The sequence below is a fragment of the Blautia marasmi genome, assembly GCF_900258535.1.
GTDB lineage: Bacteria > Bacillota > Clostridia > Lachnospirales > Lachnospiraceae > Blautia > Blautia hominis.
The window spans coordinates 2,014,076-2,038,676 of the sequence record NZ_OIWX01000001.1; the positions used below are offsets into that span (position 1 = coordinate 2,014,076).

The 24,601-nt window shown below is 45.9% G+C and carries 17 protein-coding genes and 1 riboswitch; of the genes, 4 read left to right on the plus strand and 13 right to left on the minus strand.

Annotated elements, in window-relative coordinates; all coding sequences use genetic code 11:
• The 10 genes from C6P39_RS08875 to C6P39_RS28150 form a co-directional block, all read right to left on the minus strand.
• Positions 1 to 5,241 (minus strand): AAA family ATPase, encoded by a 5,241-nt coding sequence (locus tag C6P39_RS08875; protein ID WP_104803521.1) that lies wholly within the window; start codon positions 5,239 to 5,241, stop codon positions 1 to 3.
• A gap of 78 nt (positions 5,242 to 5,319) precedes the next feature.
• On the minus strand, positions 5,320 to 5,844 hold the full coding sequence (locus tag C6P39_RS08880) for a hypothetical protein (RefSeq protein WP_095174482.1): 525 nt from the start codon (positions 5,842 to 5,844) through the stop codon (positions 5,320 to 5,322).
• Positions 5,845 to 5,991: 147 nt separating this feature from the next.
• Positions 5,992 to 6,178: riboswitch (cobalamin riboswitch) on the minus strand.
• Between the two features lie 613 nt (positions 6,179 to 6,791).
• Entirely contained in the window at positions 6,792 to 7,604 is an 813-nt protein-coding gene (locus tag C6P39_RS08885) for a leucine-rich repeat domain-containing protein (protein WP_104803522.1), read from the minus strand.
• 71 nt (positions 7,605 to 7,675) lie between these two features.
• Positions 7,676 to 8,515: a helix-turn-helix domain-containing protein gene (locus tag C6P39_RS08890; RefSeq protein WP_104803523.1), complete on the minus strand. Its 840-nt coding sequence runs from the start codon at positions 8,513 to 8,515 to the stop codon at positions 7,676 to 7,678.
• A gap of 152 nt (positions 8,516 to 8,667) precedes the next feature.
• Complete coding sequence (locus tag C6P39_RS08895) at positions 8,668 to 9,960, minus strand: UDP-N-acetylglucosamine 1-carboxyvinyltransferase (RefSeq protein WP_065543975.1); 1,293 nt, start codon at positions 9,958 to 9,960, stop codon at positions 8,668 to 8,670.
• A 387-nt stretch (positions 9,961 to 10,347) separates the two neighbouring features.
• The gene (locus tag C6P39_RS08900; protein ID WP_095174478.1) at positions 10,348 to 10,854 is read right to left on the minus strand and encodes a shikimate kinase; all 507 of its coding nucleotides are present in this window, start codon (positions 10,852 to 10,854) and stop codon (positions 10,348 to 10,350) included.
• Positions 10,851 to 11,435: a flavin reductase family protein gene (locus C6P39_RS08905; RefSeq protein ID WP_104803524.1), complete on the minus strand. Its 585-nt coding sequence runs from the start codon at positions 11,433 to 11,435 to the stop codon at positions 10,851 to 10,853. The genes C6P39_RS08900 and C6P39_RS08905 overlap by 4 nt, the downstream gene beginning before the upstream one ends.
• Before the next feature lie 166 nt (positions 11,436 to 11,601).
• A complete protein-coding gene (locus C6P39_RS08910) occupies positions 11,602 to 13,110 on the minus strand; it encodes a glycoside hydrolase family 31 protein (RefSeq protein ID WP_104803525.1) in 1,509 nt (502 codons plus the stop codon).
• A gap of 32 nt (positions 13,111 to 13,142) precedes the next feature.
• Positions 13,143 to 14,798: a putative manganese-dependent inorganic diphosphatase gene (locus tag C6P39_RS08915; protein ID WP_095174475.1), complete on the minus strand. Its 1,656-nt coding sequence runs from the start codon at positions 14,796 to 14,798 to the stop codon at positions 13,143 to 13,145.
• A gap of 103 nt (positions 14,799 to 14,901) precedes the next feature.
• Entirely contained in the window at positions 14,902 to 15,030 is a 129-nt protein-coding gene (locus tag C6P39_RS28150) for a hypothetical protein (protein ID WP_278277964.1), read from the minus strand.
• Positions 15,031 to 15,509: 479 nt separating this feature from the next.
• Here C6P39_RS28150 and C6P39_RS08920 point away from each other — a divergent pair, with 479 nt between their 5' ends.
• The 3 genes from C6P39_RS08920 (at position 15,510) to C6P39_RS08930 (ending at position 18,102) form a co-directional block, all read left to right on the plus strand.
• Entirely contained in the window at positions 15,510 to 16,214 is a 705-nt protein-coding gene (locus C6P39_RS08920; RefSeq protein WP_095174474.1) for a S1 RNA-binding domain-containing protein, read from the plus strand.
• A gap of 17 nt (positions 16,215 to 16,231) precedes the next feature.
• Positions 16,232 to 17,290, plus strand: coding sequence for a PTS transporter subunit IIC (locus C6P39_RS08925; protein ID WP_187144030.1), 1,059 nt, complete (start codon positions 16,232 to 16,234; stop codon positions 17,288 to 17,290).
• 158 nt (positions 17,291 to 17,448) lie between these two features.
• On the plus strand, positions 17,449 to 18,102 hold the full coding sequence (locus C6P39_RS08930) for a GTP pyrophosphokinase (RefSeq protein WP_065543968.1): 654 nt from the start codon (positions 17,449 to 17,451) through the stop codon (positions 18,100 to 18,102).
• Positions 18,103 to 18,242: 140 nt separating this feature from the next.
• On the opposite strand, the gene C6P39_RS08935 is transcribed toward C6P39_RS08930, so the two are convergent.
• Positions 18,243 to 19,217, minus strand: a complete 975-nt coding sequence (locus C6P39_RS08935) for a DUF1002 domain-containing protein (RefSeq protein ID WP_104803526.1) — start codon at positions 19,215 to 19,217, stop codon at positions 18,243 to 18,245.
• 377 nt (positions 19,218 to 19,594) lie between these two features.
• Here C6P39_RS08935 and C6P39_RS08940 point away from each other — a divergent pair, with 377 nt between their 5' ends.
• Positions 19,595 to 20,761: an ROK family transcriptional regulator gene (locus C6P39_RS08940; protein WP_104803527.1), complete on the plus strand. Its 1,167-nt coding sequence runs from the start codon at positions 19,595 to 19,597 to the stop codon at positions 20,759 to 20,761.
• Between the two features lie 383 nt (positions 20,762 to 21,144).
• Here C6P39_RS08940 and C6P39_RS08945 read toward each other — a convergent pair whose 3' ends face one another.
• Together C6P39_RS08945 and uidA are read right to left on the minus strand one after the other, a co-directional pair.
• Positions 21,145 to 22,548 carry an MFS transporter gene (locus C6P39_RS08945; RefSeq protein WP_095174470.1) on the minus strand — a complete coding sequence of 468 codons (1,404 nt, stop codon included), beginning with the start codon at positions 22,546 to 22,548 and terminating at the stop codon, positions 21,145 to 21,147.
• A 125-nt stretch (positions 22,549 to 22,673) separates the two neighbouring features.
• On the minus strand, positions 22,674 to 24,494 hold the full coding sequence (gene uidA / locus C6P39_RS08950) for a beta-glucuronidase (protein WP_104803528.1): 1,821 nt from the start codon (positions 24,492 to 24,494) through the stop codon (positions 22,674 to 22,676).
• Between the last annotated feature and the right edge of the window lie 107 nt (positions 24,495 to 24,601).

Here is a 24,601-nt window from a genome sequence, read left to right on the forward strand (position 1 = left end):
TTATCTGTTGTTTTCTCTCTTTTTTTTCAGGCATGCCAGAAGGATACAGCCGCCTGCCAATACCAGAAGGCTCATGGCATCCATATAATAAGCCAGCATATCCCCCGTCTTTGGCACACCGGTGCTTCCGCCTGTGGTGGTTGATTTATTTCCGCTTCCGGATGCATTATTGTTTGCATTTCCTGAGGTTGTTTTATTTCCGGTTCCCGAATTGCTGCCGTTTCCGCTGCCATCCGTATTGTTATCTTTGTTGTCATCACCATTGTCTGTTTCAGACGATGATTTAACTTCTCCCACTGCAAATGCTGACAGACTTTTAACTGTAAATGTCAAGTCATTACCATCTGCCTTGCAGTCCAGATATTCTACGGTGCCATCTTCCAACAGGTGTGCAAGCACTATGGTCTTACCGGTAAGATCAGTCCCTGTGTGCACAACAAAGGTCAATCCTCCGTTTAAAGTGAAATCTTCTTTCGTTCCATCGGCAAGCACTCGGTATGCTCTTATTTCAAACACTTTCATTACAGAAGCTTTCTTATCTGTATCCAACTTTCCGCTGAGAGTTGTGTAGGCGCTGTCGGACTGTGCCACAGATTCCACATCGAGGATTACATCCCACGGGATGTTCCCTTTAAACGTGGCAAGACCATTCTCTGAAGATGCCTTTGTCTTAACCTGAGATATTTTACTCTTCAGGGCCTCCATATTCTCTAGGGCATCACTTGGTATAAGTGCCTGCTCAGCCGGAGTCAGAGCATCGTATGCATCCTGCGCTTTTTTTAGTGCCGTGATGATTTCTTCAGATGTAAGCTCGTATGCATCCTCATCCACAGCATCCGCCATCATTTTAAGTACGTTTTCTGCATTAGCCGCTGCTTTTTCATAATTCTGTACCAGCGCTTCCGCAGTTTCCCATGTGCCAATATTATTTACATATTCTTTTGCCTGCTCACTCAGGGCTTCATAAGCTTTATCAATCTCTATCAGTGCCGTCTTCACATCATCAAGATTATCGGCTGTCATTTCAGACGGCAGTTTTTCAATCATGGCATCCACCGCCGCCGCCTGGGTAAGGTCCTCATTTACCCGGTTGATCTGCTCTTTTATAACAGCCATTTTGTCAGCAAGTTTTGTACCGTCGTCCCAGACTATACTGTCAAGATACGTTTGTGCTTCTTCGTTTGCCTCATATTTTGTAAGAAGATCTCCGGCCTCTCCCAGGTTATATTTTGTAACCGGAAGTTCAAAAGCCCCGATCCGGGAAACAATGGGTGCCAGAACTTCTGCCACATATCCCTCATACTGCTCTGCAATCATATTTAATGCCATTAATTTTTCATATGCATCGGGATTTTCATTTTCAAATATTTTCTGCTGTGCAGCATCCATCTGCTGATATGTACTGACTGCATCAGCAATTGCCTGCAGGGTCTCCTCCGTAACCTGGATATCGGAGCCGTCCGGTTTTGTCCCTTCCAGTTCCTCCGGCAATGGAAGATTTTCGATTTTGCTCAGGAGATTATCTTTCGCCAGTGTCTCCAATTTCTTCTCGGCCTCCACAAGGAGATCATAATTGCTTACCTGTGCCCGAAGATCGTCTGAAGATAACTTATCATACAAACTGCGCACATTTCTTACAAACTCCTGATCCTCCAGTGTAACGTCATCCAAGTTTTCCAGCTTCGCAATGTTATCAATAACCTCTTTTACGGCTGCCGCATCTTTCTTTGCCTGGTCAAGTGCGGTATAGACGGTCTCCAGTTTCTCTGACAATTCCGGATTTACCATTGCTTTTTGGTCAGATGTAAGCAAATTGTAATTACTGTATGCCTCCAGAATCGCAGCTTCCTGTTCCGCTGTTATGTCATCGGGAGCAGGCAGTGCAGTGATCATATCTTCCACACTCTTAACTGCTTTCAGGTCTTTTATTGTTTTTTCTGCCTGTACAAGAGCGGATGCGTTATTAACCTTTGATCTCAAATCATCTGTCATTGCATCATAAGAAGTACGGATGCGCTCCACGGTGTCTGCGTCATTCAGCGTGATCTCGGCTGGCAGTTCTGCAATAGCAGACATTACATCATAAACCTTTCTGCTGTCCATCAGTATTTGGTACTTGTCCATAAATGCCTGTTCTTCTTTGAAAGCGGCATCTAAAGTGTTGTACGCACTTTCTGCCTCCTGGATGGACTGACCACTTTCCAGCGTTATTTCTCCAATCGCATCCACCAAACCGGAGAAATCCAGATAAGCTTCTGCCTTTTTCAAAATATCCCGGTTCGTGACATAACCCTGAAGTTTTGCCTTCAATTCTGCATCATCACCGCCAAGGGCGGCATATGCATTTCCGGCTTCCTGAACAGCTTCTTTTGTTATGGTATTTAAGTCTTCCAGCTTGCTGATAGATTCGATCACGGCATCTATCTGGGCAGATTCATCGTAGGTGCAGACCCTTACCTGAGGCTGTCCTACCAATGTGTGATCTATATCTGCGATAGCTTCATACAATGCATAATAATAACTTCCCAATCCCTGTGTATTGTCCGGATTTTGGTTTATTGCATCTGCTGCACTTTTGAGGGCCATATTTAATGCTTCTCGTTTTTGTTCATCTTTTATACTGCTTCCATCCTCGCCATAGCAATCCGAACCAATATCTATCAGAGCATTATATTTGTCAATGGTCAGTACATATCTTTTCCATACATTATCGCCATGCATGGTATCTCCCAGCCCTATGATTGCATCCTTTGCCCACATGGACTGCGTCTGGCTTATATCATACCAAAAAGATCCATCCTCCAACTGATATCTCTGGAGCGCCTTTAATGGTGTAATTGTATCGCTTACTGCAAAGACTTTTTCAATATCTATTCCTGCTGCTGCCATTCCTTCAAGTACACATCCGTGAGATATAGTATTCGCATACTTATACCAGAAGTTGTAAAACATTCCGGCTTCGTCTCCCTCGGTAATCAGTGTCGAACGGAATCCTTCTACCAGCGATGCCAGCTTTGTCGGGGACACCAAATCTGCCACAGCCCCCAATGCCCATGCACGCATGTCCAGATCAAAGGTATCTGAGGCAGCCAGTCCCACTACATCATTTACCAATCCATCCGGTATATTGGCGCCTGCTGCTCTCAGTCCCATTAATGCCCATATTGTATTTGCATAAGGCCCCGTCCAGTTCTTTTCCAAATGTTCAACCAGATTATTTCCCTTATCATCGTTATAATTATAGGGATTTTCACCCGTTATGATCAACTGGAGAATTGTCCTGGCATAATCCGTTGGCTGATTATATGTATTTTTGTTCACATCATTAACAGCCGCACCATCTAAATTATTATTTTCCTCTGTAGCTGTTGCACTTGCCATAAATATGGGCCAGGAACCAGCCAAATTCTTTTTATCCTTTTCCGGGCGGTCATACCAGCCTTCCAGTATATCTTTTGCCAGAGATTTTGTTTCATCTGATATAGAATAATATGGAAGTGTGCCGTCCTGCTTTTGGTGAAGGAAAATATATAATGTTGAATTTAATCCATCTTCTGCCGTGACTTCCAGCCGGGTGATATCATCTGCATTTACCGTTACCGCGCTGCCTTCTATCTCCTCCCCATTTACGGTACAAGAGGCATTATCTGATATTTGTATATCTTCAAATGTCAGCGGACCATCGTCAGAATCAAGTTCAAGTATAAAGCTTTTTTCTCCGCTTTTTAGTTGTTCATCCAGGGAATCCACAGAACCGCCCTTTATAGCCAGAGAATTTAATACACATTCACTTGATTTACGCATTACCCTTATTTTATGTGTCTCTTTGCTTTTTCCATCCGGCGCCGTAACTTCAACTTTAATTATTTTATTTTCATTCTCATCTGTTTCAATACTGGGGTCCTCTAAATTAATCCCATAGTAATTACCGCATTCCCCCTTACCGTCGTCAAAATATCCGCCTTCGCTCTTCTCATTGCCAATGACATTTACCTGTGCTCCGGCAGATGAAGGAAGGATACCTAAAAGCAGCTTATTATTTTTTGACGTTTTAGGAATATTGAGAATATAATCACCCGTATCCTTATCTAAGGCTGCCTTATATTCTATGGGAAATACATAATTTTCCGGAAAAGATACCGGTTTTATTTCAGATATACTTGTATCACTGCTTTGTACTGTTTCCGTCTCCTCCCCATCCCAATAAAAGATGTAAGGTATATTAAGTACATATCTCTCTTTTAAATTATCTGATTTGTCTAACCCGGGTATGTTAATGTCTGTATCCAGGATTTTCATTACCGGAGGCATTGTGCTCCAATCTATATCCATGCCTATAGGCGGTACGCCTATCATAAATGACAGATTGACTACATTCAATCCTTTATGTGCCTGTATTGCCGGACTGCTATACTTTCCCTGATAAATATTGCTATTCACATCAAACCGCTGAAATGAACTGCCGTTTACAGAGATATAGTTATTTCCTATACCCATCCAATAAAAACAACTTTTTGTAATGGCACTAAAATTTATCGTCTCCATTTTGTTTTGCTGTCTGTTAACCACTATAGAAAAATCATTCACATCGTCCGGTATTACGGCATAATGATATTTACTGTCAGAGGTGTTTATCATCTCTGTGTCCCCTGACAGGATCTCTCCTGTCTCATTATTATTCACACCTACATATTCAACTAATATGGGAAACCCGGAATTTTCATCAAAAGATGTCTGCTTATCATCTAATACAGCAATATATTCATTTTCCTTCCCGTCCTGGCTCTCCGTTTTAATATCAAAATAAAATGCGCCCACTATTGCTGTTCCAAAGTACATCTGGCTATTACTCATAATATTAGAATACGTTATGGTAAAATGAGTCTTGCCATCCACCACTTTATTTTCTATTGTTTTATCTGAACTATGAAACATAGTACCGGCTTCATTATAAATATCTAACGAACTAAATACCTCAGAAACTTTATTCTCAGAATCTGTAAGAATACCTTCTATGATTACCTTATCCCCGCCGGAAAATCGCTGAAAACCTCCATCACCTACATATATACTTGAATTATCCTCAGATGGCTGTAATTCAATCTCTTGATTTCCTATTTTTATACTCATTTGTATCAGGCCTTTATCTTCTGCAGCATGTGCAGCCCATACATTGGTCACATCAAATCCAAACAGTGATATTAAAAATATAAAACTTAAAATTTTTAATATTTTTTTCATAATCTTCCTCCAGAATATATTCGTTCATCCAAAAACAGGACGGTATAAAAATACCGCCCTGTCCTCTAAAATAGCTTTTTATTTAGAAGCTGTTTTTGGATAATAATAGTTAGCATAGCTGAGTTTAACGCTGGAACCATCATTGTTAATAGTATTCTGGCTCATATAATTATTTTCATTCAAAGGTGTCTTTCCATCTTCACCAGAATATGTCCAGCCAACACCATAGTATGCTGCGTCTGATTCGTAAGCTGCCCCCTGATAAAACAGGTTCGATTCCCCAGTTCCGCCAATATACAGTCCATCTATTGCATTATATGTGATTGTTGGATCCTGCCAATCCGGCACCACCTTCCAGTATCCCTGGGTAATATTAAGATTTAATTTTGGTAAAGCTTCTTTTACAATTGTCTCAACATCTGTTCCAGGTGCCACATAAACTGTGGTTTTTCCAGACAGAGCAGGATGCGTACCGTCCGCTACTGCGTTCAATGTTACCGTTACCGAAACATCGGTATCAGCCGCAAATGCACTGATGCTCATCGACAGCACCATCACCATTGCCAATACAATACCTAAAAACCGTTTCATACCTTTTTTCATTTTGTTTCCTCCTTATGATATTTTTTGTTTTGCCTTCCGGCAGTATCTATCATAACAAGACTGGGCCCCCGCCTTGTCATAATCTATTAAGTTTTTAAAAAATGGCACAAAAAATACACGTCCGTCATGCCTTCGGACACTGCAAAATATAATTTCCGCTTCCATGTTTGTATTCTGACTTGGGTTCGTCCTACTAAAAGCGCCTTCCCAGGAAGTTTCCCAGTGGCATAAGTGCTTCTTTCGTCCCCCTCACAGCAGGGATGTTCTGCCCGGATTCTCACCGGATTCCTTTAAACAGGGTATTAAACCCTGACCACAGAAGTTATATGTATTTTTAATAGATACAGAAAGTGTACAAATGTAATGCCACACACTTTCTATAAAAAAATAAAACGCCTCCCCTCACTATACAGGAAGACGTCCTTCATTCATGATAGACATACCCGGACTGCTCCCTTGTATTAAACAGGTCAACAGCGGGTACTGACTTTGTATACAGCAGATTTTCATCTGTTCCGGAATTTCACCGGATTTCCCATTATTATTTTGACAATTAATTATCAAAATAAACTGTAATCTTTTTTCTGTATTCTCAACATGGCTTTATTCTATCTCATTTGGTATATTTTGTCAATATATCCGTAGGATTTTTTCATACTTTGTAAATATTGTGGTTGCTGTTCACAGGCCACTGTACCGGGAGGCGTTTTCCCAAAGGGATACTGCGCGATGCGTAGCAGAATCCCGAGTTGGCCAGCGCCAAAATGCAATTCATTGCATTTTGTAGCCTAAAGGGCAGAACTGTGCATCCCAGATCGTGTTACTGAGCACAGAATTAACTTTTTAGTATACTATGAGCGGTTACATATTGTGTAACAATTCAGGCACGTCTGTACATTTACTGCGCTGACCGTATAATCATGCGGCGCCGGCAGACATGCAGTCCATCAATCATTCCCCGTATACTCTACCTGAACACCATACCGGGCTGCATAAGATTCCATTTTGCTTCCCCGGGGGCAGCGAATGATACAGTTCTTATTGGTCAGCCATTCCCCAATCTCTCTTGGATCATGGCGAATCTCCAGCACCTTCAGATTATTACATCCGTGAAACGCCCACTTGCCGATTTTCTGTACAGAGGGCGGTATAAACACATATTCCAGCTTTTTGCATTTGAGAAATGCACTTTCGCCGATGTATTCCAGATGTTCCGGAAAATGGATGGCCTTAAATCCGCACTGATAAAATGCCTGGTCCTCTATCCTGTGAAGCCGCTTGGGGAATTCTATGGATTCCAGTGACTCACATTTATAGAAAGCCTGCTCCCCGATGGTCCACAACATCTCCGGAAGCGTAGCCTCCTTCAGTGCCCGGCAGTTTGCAAATGTCATGGCCGGGAGTATCCGGCAGCTCCCCAACGGGTCAAACAGGGCGCACTCCAGCCGCTTACACCCGCTAAAGACCCCCTTGCCCAGTTCCCTCAATGTTTTGGGCAGCTTTATCTCCCTCAGATTGCTGCAGTTGCCAAATGCATTCTTCCTAATCATACCTACTCTTGGCAGCTCTGCATACCTGAGAGCCGTACAGTTATAAAATGCCTCTGTGCCCACAACCCGGACAGCAGAAAGCTCTATATGCTTTATTTTTATATTATTTTTGAGAACATTTACCCCCAGCTCCTGGTAGCATACGGGTATCCTCATGTCTTCCTCCGCCGCCTGAATGGCAGTTTTTCGTTCCAGTACACTGTATTCCATTATCTTTCACTCCTGCTTTGCATATGTGACATTATAACATAGAGCGGGCGGTTTTTAATTGTCCAAATTGGTTATCTTAAAGGAAGATAGACAGACACCTTATTTCCATGGTATCTCTCAAATGTAAATCCCATCCTGTCCACGATCACATCATTTGCAGGCACCCATTTGTTAAATATGTATTTGCAGAGATATCTAACTGTCTCTGCCAGCTCTTTTTTGTCGGAATCCTGCTTTGTCTCAAATACAGCGTAATGCCGCCCCGGCATGGTCACCGGTATAAATCCCAGGGGTACGCAGGTCACTTTTTTCACAACAGGTCCCATCAGGTATGTTATCTCCTGACTGTCCGGAGGATGGTACCACATGGCTATGTGATCATCCTTAAAAGTCTCCATTTCGGCAAGAACGGCAGGGTCCGTCTCAGGAAATTCATGGTCCAGCCAATAGGCCACTTCCTCCAGCAGGTCTGTATCTGCTCCGCCCTCCGGAATCACGGATTTGCCCACCACCCGGATCTGTGGGGTATCCAGGAATGAAATACGGATCTTATTTCTGTCATACTCCGGTTCCGGCAGTACGTCCAGCCTTATATTATCCTGCTTTTTCAGCTCACTGGCAGGAAACCCAAACTCCTTTTTAAATGCTTTGGCAAATCCTGCTGCAGTCTCGAAACCATACAGCGATGCAATATCTACGATCTGCTCCCCGTCCCCTATCCTTTTCGCTGCCTGTAAAAGCCGTCTTCTCCGGATATATTCGCCCAGGGGCGTATCATAATACATGCGGAACAAATGACGGAAATGGTCTATGGAGTATCCAAACGCTTCCGCAAAATCTTCCTGCCTGTACTCCATCCCCAAATGGGCCTCTATATATGCCAGTATCTTGTCTTCCGTAAGCTTTTTCATATGTACCCTCACTCCCAAACGGCTCTTCACAACCGTATCTCTGCTCCAAAACGGCAAGCCCCCGCTGGAATATCTGTAAGCTTTTTCGACAAATTACGACAAAAATAGGATGTCGCACGTCCTGCACGGCATCCCACATTTTTCATTTGTTATCAGCCTACACGAAGCTGGAATTTCTGTATTTCCTTCTCACTGGACACCTTCTCGATCTCAGCTCCCAGATTTCTTAATTTTTCCTCAAAACGCTCGTATCCCCTCTGGATATAAACAATATCATCCACAATGGTAAGGCCTTCCGCTGCCAGTCCTGCAATAACAAGCGCAGCCCCCGCACGCAGATCGGGCGCACTTACCCTTGCACCTGTCAGCTTATGCACACCGTCTATGATGGCTGTATTACTCTCCACCTTGATATTGGCTCCCATACGGGATAGTTCATCCGCATATTTAAAACGGTTCTCAAAAATGGATTCTGTCACAATGCTTGTCCCCTCCGCCAGTGTCAGTGCCACTGTAAACTGGGGCTGCATGTCAGTGGGATATCCGGGATAAGGCATAGTCTTAACATGGGTGCGTTTCAGGCGTTTGGAAGCCACAACGCGGACAGCGTCGTCAAACTCCTCCACCTCACATCCAATCTCTTCTAACTTGGCAGTGGTAGCCTCCAGATGCTTGGGAATCACGTTCTTCACCATGATATCCCCCATGGTCGCTGCTGCCGCGCACATGAAAGTACCCGCCTCAATCTGATCCGGGATGATGGAATAACTGGTGCCGTGAAGCTTCTCCACGCCTTTAATACGGATAACATCCGTACCGGCGCCTTTGATGTTGGCACCCATACTGTTCAAAAAGTTGGCTACATCCACCACGTGAGGCTCTCTGGCCGCGTTCTCAATGGTAGTATTACCATCCGCCATGGCTGCTGCCATCATGATATTGATGGTCGCACCCACAGATACCATATCCAGGAAGATATGCTTTCCTGTCAGCTTCTCCGCTTTGGCTACAACTGCGCCGTGCATAATATCAACGGACGCACCAAGAGCCCGGAAACCTTTCAGATGCTGGTCAATGGGCCTGCTTCCGATGTTGCAGCCTCCGGGAAGAGGAACTTCCGCAGTCTTGTATTTTCCAAGTAATGCGCCCAGCAGATAGTAGGACGCTCTAATCTTCTTGATATATTCATATTCCACACTGATGTTGGCTATGGTGGAACCTGTGATCTTCACCTCTGTGGGGCTGACCCGCTCAACAGACGCGCCAATCTCCCTGATCGCCTCTAATAAAACATTGATGTCACGTACGTCCGGTAAGTTCTCGATGTAAACCATTTCATCCGTCATGATTGCCGCCGCAAGGATGGCCAGTGCCGCATTCTTCGCTCCGCCGATCTCTACTTCGCCGACTAACGGGTTACCGCCTTTGATAACATATTGTTCCATATTCACACCTCTATATTTTATTTATGCTCCCCGCCGGTATACTCGGTACCAGAAAACATAATCTCGTCTTCAAATTTAATTGTAACTGTTCAGTACCTTCACAGTTACGGGCAATGATCCGTGCAGAACCGCCTTTGGCGATATGATCTTTCCCCGGCTGCTGAACGTTTTCTTACGGTCAGTGCAGTAAATGCGCAGACCAGCTGAATAGTAACATATACTTTATCTCTTCCCGAATAAAAGACAGACTTCCCGGCAGGTTATTTAATTGTCTTCCTGCTAAGATAGTCTACGACTTAAATATTATATTATAACAGATAAAGCAATTTGTAAACAAAAATTAATATTTTCATCTTTTCTTCATAAACCGACACTTTTTATTCTCTGTCACTGTTTCAGTCTCTCTACTATTTTCTGTAAAGTTTCCTCCACGTCCAGATTTTTCTCATCAACCGTGATATCCGCATATTTTTCGTACAATGGTATGCGTTCATCGTAAAGACCTCTCAGGTCCTGACCGTCCTTTAAGACAACGCCCCGCCCCTTCAAATTACAGAGACGTTTGTCAAGGGTATCATAATCCAGTTTCAAATATACGATCTGCCCTGTCCCGGACAGGTGCTGCATGGCCTGTTCACAGTACACCACGCTCCCTCCTGTGGCGATCACTGCTTTCTTTGCCTCCTCAGCAACCTGTATATTTGCCTTTTCCTCCGCTTTCAGGAATCCTTCCAGCCCGTCCTGGGCGATGATCTCACGGAGCAGCCGGTTCTCCCTTTCCTGGATCACCAGGTCCGCATCTATGAACTGATAACCCAGTACCTTTGCCAGAATGACTCCCACTGTACTTTTGCCCACGCCGGGCATTCCGATCAATACTATGTTCCTTTTCATTTTCTGCTTTTCTTCTTTCTGCGCTTCTTAATACTGTAGCCAAAGGTGCCCAGCTTTTTCCCCAGGCCATAGTATTCCCCGTGGGAATAAACTATGGGGTTTGCAAGAGCCAGGTCAAATTTCCCCTTCTCATCCATGTATTCTTTATCCACATGTACTGCCAGCACGTCTGCAAGAAACATGCTGTGGCTTCCGTACTCCGTAATTTCCTTCACGCGGCACTCTATGGAGACCGGTGATTCTTTTATCATAGGGGCACCCACATGGGAAGCCTCCTCCCTGGAAAGTCCCGTCATTTTGAACTTGTCCACGTCCTTTCCTGATCTTACTCCGCAGTAATCTGTGGCAAATGCCAGCTTTTCCGTAGTCAGATTTATGACAAACTCCCTGGTGCTGCAGAGCATTTTATAAGAATAACGCTCCGGCCTTACGGAGATGGATACCATGGGCGGATTGGTACAGACCGTCCCTGCCCATGCCACGGTGATAATATTGTCATGCCCTTCTTCATCCGCCACTGTCACCATGACAGCGGGGAGCGGATAAAGCATGTTTCCGGGCTTCCATTCTATTTTAGACATTTTGGTTCCTTTCTTCGTAACTATTCAGTAGGTCTGCGCATTCACTGCGCTGACCGTAAGAAAGTGTTCCACGGCCAAGCAAAAATCCCATGGCCAAAGGCGATTCTGCATGGATTTTTGCCTGTAACTGTGAAGGTACTGAACAGTTACCTTTCTTCAAAGGTTTTTATTCGCATTTTTCGAGCACGATCGGCACGCCCTCCTCAGGAGTAAGCTCCATGACGCCCCCTTCGCTCTCGATCACAGTGCCCTGAAAACGCCATCTGCCCTTTGGCACAGCCACATTTCTGGAGGCTCTGCCTTTTTCACAGATAGGCGCCACTAAAATATCTTCCCCCAGCATAAACTGGTCATTCACTCTTTCATAACCGCCCTCCGGGAATTCATATGCCATATATCTGGCAATAGGCTCCCCCGTACAGGCCGCATGATGGGCCAGCTCCAGGATCCTCGGTGCGTAACCTTCTCTCAGTCTCACACTTTTCAGTATCCTGTCATAGCTTTCCTTCCCCAGCACCCTCCACGGCGCTGCAGAAAACTGCATGACAGGCAGAAGGCAGGCGATCTCACTGTGGCGGTTAAACAGCTCCTGGTCCAGATTCCCGCTGTTCTCCCGGAAATTCATATATTCCCCGCCTCCGATCATATCCGGGCTTCCAAAAGGATGTCCCGTGATCCCCTGCATCAAAGTGTCAGGCACAAGTGCCCGGATACCCTCCTCCCCCCAATTGTGGGGCTTGTCACAGAGCCTCTGCATCAGAGCCATGCCCCCGGCCTTAAAGGCCATGCGCAGCTCATTAAAAGCATACTTCTCCGCATAAGCACACCATAAGCGAGCCATCTCATTAGGTGTGACACTCCCTGCGGTCATTATATCATCAGGATAATACAGCACATCTGCTCCGTCAAATTTAAAACCGTCCACGCCTATCTCCCTAAGGGCCTCCAACTGCTTGTCCAGCCATTCAACAGCAGCCGGGTTTGACAGATCCAGGGCAGCGGAATAACCGTTCCACCACTCTGTGATAAGAGGCTTCCCGTCTGGATCCTTGATCAGGATATCCATTTCTTTTGCCTGGCGGTACTGCAGGGTGTCCGGTGTGATATAAGGACAGATCCAAAGCATCACAGAGAACCCTTTGCTGTGAAGGGTTTTCAGCATCTCTTCGGCATGGGGGAACTTTTCTTTGCTGAATTCCCATTTTCCATAATAATCCGTCCAGCCGTCATCAATCATCAGCACCCCTGCCGACATCCCATTATCCAGAATACTGTCTGCATATTTTAGGATTGCCTCCTCATTCTGCCAAAAAGTAAGCTCTATCCAGGAGTTATAGACCGGATTCTTAAAGAATTCATCACTGGGCCCTTCTTTTCCGAACGGAAAGTGCTCCCTGCTGGCTGCCAGATATGCCCCTTTTAGGTTTACATAACCCTCCCGCAATTCCACATCCCGGTCAATTGCAATTTTCCCTCCTCCAAAATGAAGGAGAAAGCCCTCATCACACCAAAGATAACGGCCCTTTGTAGATACAAAAAAGGGCATTGCCTGATTCGTGCTGTCATTTCTGCGCAGATCGATCTCCGCTTCACTGGAAGCGTTGTAGGGCTGCACATAAGAGCCGAACACATATCCGCCGTACCAGTATTCATTTTCCAATATTGAAAATACCATATTCTCCTCCTGATCACAGTACATTCCCAGTACTAATTATTCTGCTGCAGCGTACTGATAAGGGCAGGGATCAACTGCTTCTTCCTGGATACCACTCCCTGAAGAATATAGCCGCCCTCCTCCTCCTTCACGCCAAAAGCATCCTCCACCAGTTTTCCGCTTCCATCCCCGTAACATATGATCTCAGAGGATTCATCCAAAATATTGGTAAGCATAATAAATACCATCGTGATACCATTCTTGCCGCACTCTTTCTTCATAAACGGAATCAGGCGCTTTTTCAGATCCTGCAGCTCCTCCTCGTTCATAGAGCTTATCTGACCCACCCCGAAATTGGTATCATCCGCAGTGAATCGTTTAAAATCCTGATAGAAAATACCTTCCGTTGTCTTTCCCTTCAGGTTACTGCCTGCTGTAAACATCTCTCTTGCAAACTCTTCTATATTGACGCCTGCAATAAGGGCCAGCGCCCCTGCTGCCATCTTATCCATATGAGTGCAGGTGGGTGAACGGAACATCAGCGTATCTGAGATAATAGCCGCGCAGAGAAGCCCTGCTATATTCGGCTGTATTTCCATAGCCTTTTCCGTATAGATCTGATACATGATCGTAGCGGTACAACCCACCGGCTGATTCCGGAACATAATAGGCGAAATCGTTTCCAGGGATCCCAGTCTGTGGTGGTCAATGATTTCCAGAATATCCGCAGCGTCAATATTATCCACTGCCTGCGTCTTCTCATTATGGTCCACCAGGATCAATTCCTTCTTCTTCATTCCCAGCAAATTCCTTCTGGAAACCGTTCCGATATACTTCCCGTGCTTATTCACCACCGGGAATGCCCTGTGCCTGTTCTTAACCATCACATCCCTGATATCATCCGTAAAATCATCCGTCTGGAAAGTGATCAGATTATCCTTTTTCATAATATGTTTCACAGGAATACTCTGGTTGATCAGTCTTGCCACCGTAAAAGTATCCAGAGGCGAACGCACAATAACACAGTCATTCTTAAGTGCCGCATCCTTAATATTCTCCGCCACCTCAGCATTATTACAGACAACCACACAGCTCACATTCTCACGGATCGCGCACAGATGGTCCTCATGCCTGTCTCCCAGGATCACCAGGTCATCCTCCTCCAGAAATTCCCCCAGCTTGTCCGGATGGGCAGCCCCAATAACCACCTTCCCCTTCACAAAATACCCATGAGGATTCCCTGTTACCACAGTCCCATCAACGGTATTGGCAATACTCCTGTACTGCGTTCTTGCATTTGACAAAAAATAGTTATCATGGGCGTCCATATAAGACTTGGCAATATCCCCGGTAGTGATCAGTCCCTCAAGCTGTCCATCCTCCTTTGTAATCGGCAGGGTCACGGCATTACTCTCCTTCATGATCGCCCAGGCGTCTTTAATAGAAATACTGCTGGATACCCCAGGCGTCTCCCTGATCTCCATATCCTTCACCTGCGTACCCACATCCGCCAAATACCCCGGTGCCTCCATCCCAAAACGCTTCAGCACATACTCTGTCTCACTATTGATCTGTCCTGCCCGCTTTGCAAGATATCTTCTCCCATCACCCGAACGATTCTTAATATCCGCATAAGCGATCGCCGAGCAGATAGAATCCGTATCCGGGTTTTTATGGCCCATTATATAGATCTTCCCTTGTTTTGCCATTTCCGTTTCCTTTCCCTTACTTCTATATAATAATCACTTCATAACCGTTCCGTACCTTCACAGTTCCCGGCAAAAATCCATACACCTTCGTCCCGGAGCATACCTACAGCCACATCCTCTCACACTCCGTTCCCCGAAATTCCCACCCGTCTGCAAAATACTTCCCTACAATCAGCACACCCAATGCCCCAATCTCCTGAACCATTACATTATTTTCTACAAATCTTCCCACAACTATTCAGCCTTCCCACTTTCAGGAAACACTGTATCTGTATCCTTATCCTAGCACAACCATTCCATACCCTAACAGCCCTCAAAAATCCCATACATCCTCGCCAACATCCTTCTCACTTGCCCACAAAACACTACCTCACAACTACCACAATAAATACGCCCCCCACTGAATAGTTACATCCTAACATACTTTTAAAAGAATATCAATTTCCCTCCCACTCCTCACCCAATTTTTCCATCATCTTTTTCCTTTATCTTTTTTCCTTTATCTATTTGCCTATCTCTTTTTTCCTTTATCTTTTTTTCTTTTTTATCCCGTAGTGGGCAGTTCTCACCCCCGGCCCTCTCCCATACCTCTCCGTCCGCCTCTCCCGCCTCTCCCCGCTATTTTCTGCACACAATCATTGCAGCCCCTCCCCTTTCTGTGATATAATCGAAGGCAAAAGAATTTGCTAACCGACACAGGAGGGAAAAATCATGGCAGAAGAAATGAAAAACCAGGAAACTATGGACGACTTCGCAAAAGAGATCGACGCTTCTTTTGAAAGCTTCAGAGATGCAGATATGGACATCTGGGAAAAGCTGGAGAAAATGAAAGAGGACAAGACCGAATTTGACGTAACCATCGAAGGCATTGTAAAAGGCGGCGCTATCGCTTATGTGGAAGGCATCCGCGCTTTCATCCCCGTATCTAAACTGTCCCTGCAGTACGTGGAAGACCCGGAGGAATTCCTGAAAAAGACTCTGACAGTCCGTGTCTTTGATGTAAACGAGGAGGAAAACAACCTGGTACTCTCTGCAAGGGAAGTCCTGAGAGAGAAAAGAGACGCTGAAAAACGTGAGAAGATCGCTGATATCAAAGTAGGCACAGTCCTGGACGGCACAGTTGAGACCCTGCAGAACTACGGCGCTTTCGTAGACCTGGGCGACGGTATCTCCGGCCTGGTCCACGTATCCCAGATCAGCCAGAAAAGGATCAAATCTCCAAAAGCCGTATTATCCGTAGGCGACAAAGTGACTGTAAAGGTGATCAAGAATGAAGACGGTAAAATCAGCCTCAGCATGAAAGCACTCCAGGAAGTTCCGGAGGAGAAGGATGAGTTTGAAGATATCGAGATCCCCAAAAGCGAAGAGCTGACAACAACACTTGGCTCCCTGTTTAAAAATATCAAACTGGATTAAGACAGGAGTACAGAACATTGAAAAAATTACTGAACCGCATTTTTGTGGACGGTTTAAGCGGCATGGCTTCCGGTCTTTTTGCCACGCTGATCATCGGCACCATCATCCAGCAGATAGGAAATCTCATTGGCGGAAACATCGGAACCCTGCTGTACCAGTTCGGCAAAATGGCTGCCGCCATGACAAGTGCCGGCATCGGCGTGGGTGTGGCATGCAGATTTAAAGAAGCGCCCCTGGTGGTTCTCTCTGCTGCCACCGCAGGCATGGTAGGCGGTTTTGCAGGCAAGATCACTGCAGGTGCCGTATTTGCTGAGGATGGCGCTGTGATCCTGTCCGGCCCGGGGGAACCTCTGGGTGCCTTTGTAGCCGCCTATGTAGCCATTGAACTGGCACGCCTGGTCGCCGGAAGGACCCGTCTGGATATTATCCTGGCGCCTCTGGTAGGCATCCTCTCCGGCTCCGCTGTGGGCATTCTGGTGGGACCGCCGATCAGCCGCATGATGACCCAGTTAGGCTCCCTGATCAACTGGGGAACCGAGCAGCAGCCACTTCTCATGGGCATTATTGTATCCGTCCTTATGGGAATGATACTGACGCTCCCCATAAGCTCTGCAGCCCTGGGTGTGATCTTGAATTTATCCGGCCTGGCAGCGGGTGCAGCTACCGTGGGATGCTGCTGCAACATGATAGGGTTTGCTGTGGCAAGCTTTAAGGAAAACGGAATTTCCGGCCTTTTAGCACAGGGAATCGGTACTTCCATGCTCCAGGTACCCAACATCGTAAGAAAACCGATCATCTGGCTGCCGGTTATTTTATCCAGCGCAATTCTGGGTCCAATCGGCACCATGGTATTTAAAATGACCAACAACGCCACCGGTTCCGGTATGGGGACCGCGGGTCTTGTAGGCCAGATCATGACCTGGCAGACCATGGTTCCCGCAGAGGGTGCTGTGCTCGTAATGGTAAAGATCATACTGCTCCATTTCCTGCTTCCTGGACTTTTGTCTCTGTTCTTCTGCAACTGTATGCGGAAGCTGAACTGGATCAAAACCGGAGATATGAAACTGGAAGTGTAAAATATTGACAGACCTATAAAATTTTCATTAACAATCGTCAAAATTGTGACAATCTGACGCTTTTGTGATATACTTGATAAAAGTGGGAATGTTCCCGCCGGCAGTGAAAAGCACCTGTAAATGCACTGCCGTGAATCACGAAAGAGGATGTGAAAAGAATGAGCAGCGCCCTTCATATTACCAATTACGAGGACGTAAACAGCTGGGAAACTCTGATGTTCCTGTACAATGCCGCACTGAAGGAAGTGGGGACCAAGATTGATATTCTGAATGAAGAATTTCAGCACATCCACCGTTATAATCCGATTGAACATGTAAAATCCAGGATCAAAACTCCTGAGAGTATTGTAAAGAAACTGAGAAAGAACGGATATGATTCCAATATTGAAAACATGGTCAAGTATGTAAACGATATTGCAGGTATCCGGATCATTTGTTCTTTCACTTCAGATATTTACCGCATAGCCGACATGATTGCAAAGCAGACTGACCTGAAGATACTTTCCCTGAAGGACTACATAAAGAATCCCAAGGAAAGCGGTTATCAGAGTTATCATATGATTGTAACCGTCCCCATCTTCCTGTCAGACGGTGTAGTGGAGACCAAGGTGGAAATACAGATCCGCACCATCGCCCAGGATTTCTGGGCAAGCCTGGAGCACAAGATTTATTATAAATTTGAAGGAAATGCCCCGGATTATATAAGCAGTGAATTACAGGAATGTGCTAAAATAGCATCTCAGCTTGACCGACGCATGCTTTCCCTGAACGAGGCAATTCAGAAATGCAGCACCGGTTATGAAAACGAATAGACGTCCCGGCCGGCTTACACAGAACTCCGGCTGTTAAACAGGTAAGAAAGAGAGGCCCCGAACCACAGAGTGATCTGTATGTTCGGGGCCTTTATCTATTGTCGTTATACGGATGGCCGGCTGCAGGCCTCCATGCTTTCTTAGCTGAACAGATCCTTAAAGAACTGGATGATCTTATCAAAGAAGCCCTGTACCTTTTCCTGGTTGATATCCAGCTTCAGTCCCAGGTCCTCAATCTTACCGTACAAGTCCTTAGCCTGCTCTTTCAGACTGTCTACATCCAAATCCAGACCCTTGATCTTCTCCATCAAATCTACGATAGCCTGTCTGTCCTCATCAGAAAGTTTGATCTCCATCTCGTTTGCAGCCTGGTCCACCACATCACCGATCTCATCCTCTGAAAGATTCTGGGCTTCCACTACTTTTTCCTTTACCGCGCCTACAAGCTGCTCTGCCTTTTCACTGTCACCCACATTTTCTGCAAGCTTTCCCGTGATGACCAGCTCATTGGTGGCTGTGTCCACATTTTCCTGTTCCACCTTCTCCCCGGTCATGTTCTCGTAGGATTTGATGGCACCTACCAAAGCGGCTGTTCCGGAAATCTTGAAGGGTCCTGCTACCACAATATCTGCATCCTTGATCCCGGCAGTTACCAGAGCGTTCTGGTACATGCCTGTGGTGCAGTAGGAAATGTTGTGGGTTGTTACTTTGATCCCGTTCCCATCCGTCTTGCCTTCAACCAATACGGAGGAAAGTGCCCTTGATCCGATCACACTTTTGTCCAGATAAGCGTCCAGATAGTCATGCTCATCCTGGTTGGTGATGGTGGCGACCGTATAATTTTTCAGATCATCCTCTGTCACCCCCAAAAGCTCCAGCACAGTGGCACGCTCCTGTGCATTCAGATCCGCGCCTAATGATACATATGGTTTTTCCAGTTTGGCGTCCTCACGGTCTGCCAGTACACTGACAGGTGATGCCAGCAGCATGATCCCCGCCACCAGAAATGCAAGTCCTTTTTTCATCATGTTCATAACTCCTTTCTTATATCCCCTTGTAACACGCAGGATGTCCCTGCCTGCTATAAGGATAGCATAAATCGTCAAATCCTGCATCTAAAGTTTCTCTTAAAAATTTCCTAGGATTTTCCTAAGTTACTGTACACTCCGTGTCCAGTAACACGCTTCGCGATGCACAGATATGGAGCATTCTGCCCCATATCGCGCTGGCTGCCTCGGGATTTTCATGCTTTCGGCATGAAAACGCTACCGGTACAGCGGCCTGTGTACAGTAACTTTCCTAATACACTCTAAGACTGCAGTTTACTGCCCACCGTCCAATCCGGTATTTTCCCCAAGGGGATGCTGTGTGGTGCAGAATAGAATATGGCTTTAATTTGTATAGTGGGTAAACAAATTACTTGCCCCAAGTATAGGAGAAGTGGTATGATTACCATAACAGTATTTACATTCGGCATTACGGAGGATTATTTATGGCAATCGCAAACCAAGAAATGATAAGAGACAACAACAGGCGGCAGGTCCTGGAATATATCGTAAACAATCCGCCCATCTCCCGTGCCGCTCTGGCTAAGGAGCTGCATCTGACAAAGGCAACCATATCCAACATTGTGCAGGAGCTGATAGACCAGAATCTGGTGGCTGAGATAGGGAGCGCCCAGACCGCCCTGGGCAGGAAGCCCATCCTTTTGGAATTCCAGAAAAAATGCGGTTATGTTTTTTCCATAGATGTCCATCCCCGTCAGATCATCACACTGACCGCTGACTTAAAGGGTGAAGACTGCCATTTGAAGGAATATCCCTTCCGGGAGGAGGATTGTCTGCTGGATCTGCTCCGCGGTATTATGAAAGAGGCCATTCCCCGGTGCAAGGATGCGCCTTATGGGATTGTCGGAGTATCCATCGGTATTTACGGTGTTGTGCGGGACAATGAGATCATTTTCACCCCCTACTACCCTCTCCCGGAGCCTTACCTAGGAAAAATACTGGCCGGAGAGTTTGGCATACCGGTACATGTGGAAAATGAATCCAATCTCTCCGTGCTGGGTGAGTCCGCGTTTCATTATAATTATAAGAATATGATCCATCTGAACATACACGATGGAGTCGGCATGGGTATCCTTATTGATGAGCAGCTCTACAAAGGCCGTGACGGCTACGCCGGAGAGTTCGGCCACACCATCCTGTTCCCCGACGGCAAACCCTGTCCCTGCGGCAATAACGGCTGTTTTGAGCTGTATGCTTCGGAGAGGGCTATCCTGAAAGAATATGCTGCGCGCACCCATCAGGACACCGTTACCATCGACAGCTTTCTCAGGGCATATCAGGATCGGAACGCAGATGCACTGGAGATGATGGATCTTTTTGTAAAATATATGTCTATCGGCATTAATAATATCATCAATACCTTCAATATTGACCTGATCGTGCTCAACAGTTCCTTTTCCAACTATATCCCTGATATTAATAAACGGATCGTGGCATACCTGGCTTCCCATCAAAACCGGGACTGCCGCATTATCCCCTCCAGACTGCAGGATACATCAGGACTTATGGGGGGGATACGGCTGTGTGCAGAGCGCTTTTTGGATATCAAACATTTGAAAATACGGGTTCCATTTAGTGACAATTTACGATAATTTTTTACATTCATAAAAGATTCGGTTTTCGTTCATGAATTCTTCACAAGTTAAACATGATTTGCACATATTTAAGGAATATACTTATATCATAAAAATAATTTAAATCAAACATTATTTTTATATTTTCTTTTTCATATGTCGGTCGCAAGACCGGCTCTCCTTCCTTTAATATTTATAGAAAAAGCCATCGCCCGGTTTGGATATGTCCGGGCGATGGCTTTTGATTTGGAAAAAATCATTCCACTGCAAAATGTGTTTTCAGTCTATCCTTTTGGGTCTGTTTTCTCCTTCCAACAGCCATATTTCTTTTTCTTTAAAACGAATTGGCAGTATAACAGATACAAATGTTATACTGCCAAAAATTCTGTTTTATTTACCTGTCAGACATTCTCACGTCTGCTCTTCAGCTCTTCCACATTGGCTTCCACCTTTTTCTTACTCAGCGGATACACAAACCATAAGAACAGAGCCACAACGAAAAAGCAGATAGCAGGTATCAGTGTGGAGGTTGTGTACAGGCCGTTGATCACGGACGCTGTCTGTACCTTAGCAAGCTGGTCGTACCCGATAATGGACAGTGCCCAGCCTCCCGCGCCTCCGGCCAGTGCCTGGCCCAGTTTTCTTGCAAAGGAATACACTGCGTAAACGGTACCGTCCTCCCTCTGCCCTGTCTTTACCTCCTGGTCATCTATAACGTCTGTGATATTGGCCCAAATCACGGTATTGAAGAATCCAAGTCCCAGCATACCCACATTGGCAAGTACAATGTAGACCACAACGTTCTGCACATGCATAAAATACAGGCCAAGGAAGATAACTCCTGCCAGAAGCACTCCTGCCGTGGATGCTTCTTTTTTCCCGAATCTGCGGCTGATGGGCACACTGAGCGGTGCAACCACCAGCAGCATAAGGGCTGTGTTCACTATGGTCACAATGGAGATCGCGCCTGCAGATCCAAAATATTCTGTGTACAGATAATTGTTCATGGCCTGTATGAGAAGCTGGCTCAGCAGAAGGAAAATAGCTGCCCCGATGATCCCCAGCAGTGCACGGCTCTTGAAAATAGCTGCAAAGGTCTGTCCCAATGTTACCTTTTTAGCATTCGGATCCGGCTCCACTTTTACACGCTCTGTGGTAAGCTTATAGCAAATGATATAGCAAAGGATTGCGCCTACTGCAAACACACCTGCAATGATAGTAAAAATGGAGGTACTCCTGATGACCTGATTGCCGTCCGCATCCTTCACGTAGATCAGAAGAGGTGTCACCGTTCCGATAACCAGACCGGCCAGTGTGGCTCCCACAGTACGGAATGTGGAGAGGGCAGTCCTCTCATCCGGCTTCTCCGTAATAGCAGATGCCATAGAACCGTAAGGGATATTGATCGATGTATAAAACACACTGCCCCATAACAGGTATGTCACATACATATAAACAATCTTCAATGTCATCGGCGCTCCTGCCATGCCGCCCTGGTACATCAAAAAGCTGGCAATGGCAACCGGACCGCACATCCTTCTCAGCCAGCAGCGGAACCTTCCGTCTCTGGAGGGCTTCACAGAGTCGACAATACGCCCCATGGTGATATCCGTAAAGGCATCCACTACCCTGGCCAGCAGAAACAGTGTTCCTACCATAGCGCCGCTGATCCCAAGTACCTTTGTATAAAATACCATTAGGAAGGAGCTGGCAAATATAAAGGTAAAATCATTTCCAAAGTCACCGAACATATAGCCGATCTTATCCCGCATCCCAAATGGCCTTGCATTATTTTTCTCGTTCATGGTAATCTCCCTGTATTTTTTTCTTATCCTCAGGCAACTGTGCCTCGCGAAGCGTGTTACTGTTTACAGAACTGCTTTTTTTGCAGGGCTGTAAATAGTAACTCTCTGCTTAGTGCGGGCTATACTTACTTACTTTTATGGTCCAGCGGCAGGCTTTCCCAGCGCTCCTTAAAGTAAAAGGCTGCATCTTTTGGCTGTCTCTGTCTGGTGAAGATTCCCTTTTTGTTGCCGTTTACACGCATGATCCCCTCTGTGGTCTGAAAATCCGCAAAATTCCAAACCTGCTCACCTTTGATGAAATCATAGGAGTCAAAGACTCTGTGGCACATTTCCAGATATTCTTTCTGGTATTCCTGGCTCCACATAACAGAAGGCAGTTTATGCTCCGCGGCATACGTGTCAGCTCCATATTCAGTGAATATAAACGGCCTGTCCAAGTTCTTGCCGGCCCACTTGTCCATCTCTGCCCGGAATGCCGCCTCTGCGTCACACATCTCGTATCCGCCCATAAGATACCAGCCATAGTAACGGTTCATACTGATCACATCTGCCAGATGATAGCATTTGCAGGTATCCGGCAGGGAATTCATGATCAGCGCAAATGTTCTGGGGCGCTTCTGCACATCCAGCTCATGAGCCCGCGCAAATACTTTCTCAAAATATGGCACCGCGGCCTCATCTGTGGTCTCAGGCTCGTTTAACAGGGACCAGGCAATGACACAGGCATGGTTCTTGTCCCTGGTTATCATCTCCTCCACTGCGTGCAGATGATTTTCCAGCAGTTCAGGGATGGTGTCTTTTGCAAAAAATGCCGTCTTCTTTCCGGTGGATGCCTCCATGAAGTTCATCAGACTCTCAAAAAGTCCCACAGCCGGAACCTCATCAATGACCAGGAAGCCTTCACGGTCTGCCATCTGGTAAATCTCATCACTGTATGGATAATGGGAGGTACGGAAGGAGTTGGCTCCGATCCATTTCATACATTCAAAGTCTCTCTTCATGACCCCAATATGAAATCCGCGGCCCACAATATCACTATCCTCGTGTTTTCCGAAACCTTTCAGATAAACAGGAGAACCGTTGATCAGAATATCTTTTCCCTTTACCTCCACAGTCCGGACGCCGATCTCCTCACTGTATTCATCCAGCACTTCCTCTTCGTCCTTGATGCGCACCGTAAAGGTATAGAGATAGGCGTTTCTCACCTGCCACAGATGTGCATTTTCAATGTGGAGGATTCCCTCTTTTCCCTGGGAAACTGCCACTTCTCTGCCGTCCTCGTCATACACCGTAACCTCCACCGGATGCTCTCCTGTGGTTACAACGCTGTAAGAAACATCCGCGTCTCTGCCGTTTATCCTGTGGTCCACTGTCAAATCAAACACATATTCCTTGGGATATGCAACCAGCTTTACAGGACGCTGCAGCCCGGAATAGTTGAAAAAGTCAAAATACGGACTGTTCATTTTCTTTCCATTGCTGAGGACTTTTGTCTTACCGCAGGGGATATTGGTCTCGCTCAGCTCATTGTTGATCTTGACAACAACCTTGTTTACTGCATTGTATCTGGCCACATTTGTAATGTCAGCCATAAAGGGAAGGAACCCGCCCACATGAGACGTCACATGGACACCGTTTAAATAAACCTCTGCTCTGTGGGTTGCACAGCCAAAGCGGATAGCTACATTTTTTCCCGCGTATTCTTCCGGAACAAATACATCTGTCTCATACCAAAGATCACCTGCATATTCCCTTGTGTCTTTGTCTGTGTAAAAATCCTGAAAGCTGGCAGGCACGGGAATCAGGTCTGCCTGCGGGATTCCATCTGTCCACCCGTTTTCTGTTCCCTTTCCTTCCGGGTCCAGGCTAAATTTCCACATGCCATCCATGCTCACGGTTCTTCTGGATACGGACTGCTTTGGGTATAACATTGAATACTGTAACATTTCTTCTCCTCCTCGTTCCTTGTATGGCTAGATTCTAGCAGTTTTAAGCCAACATCATTCTTACATTTTTTTGCTTTATTCGCATTTTTTTATTTAGGACTTGAACA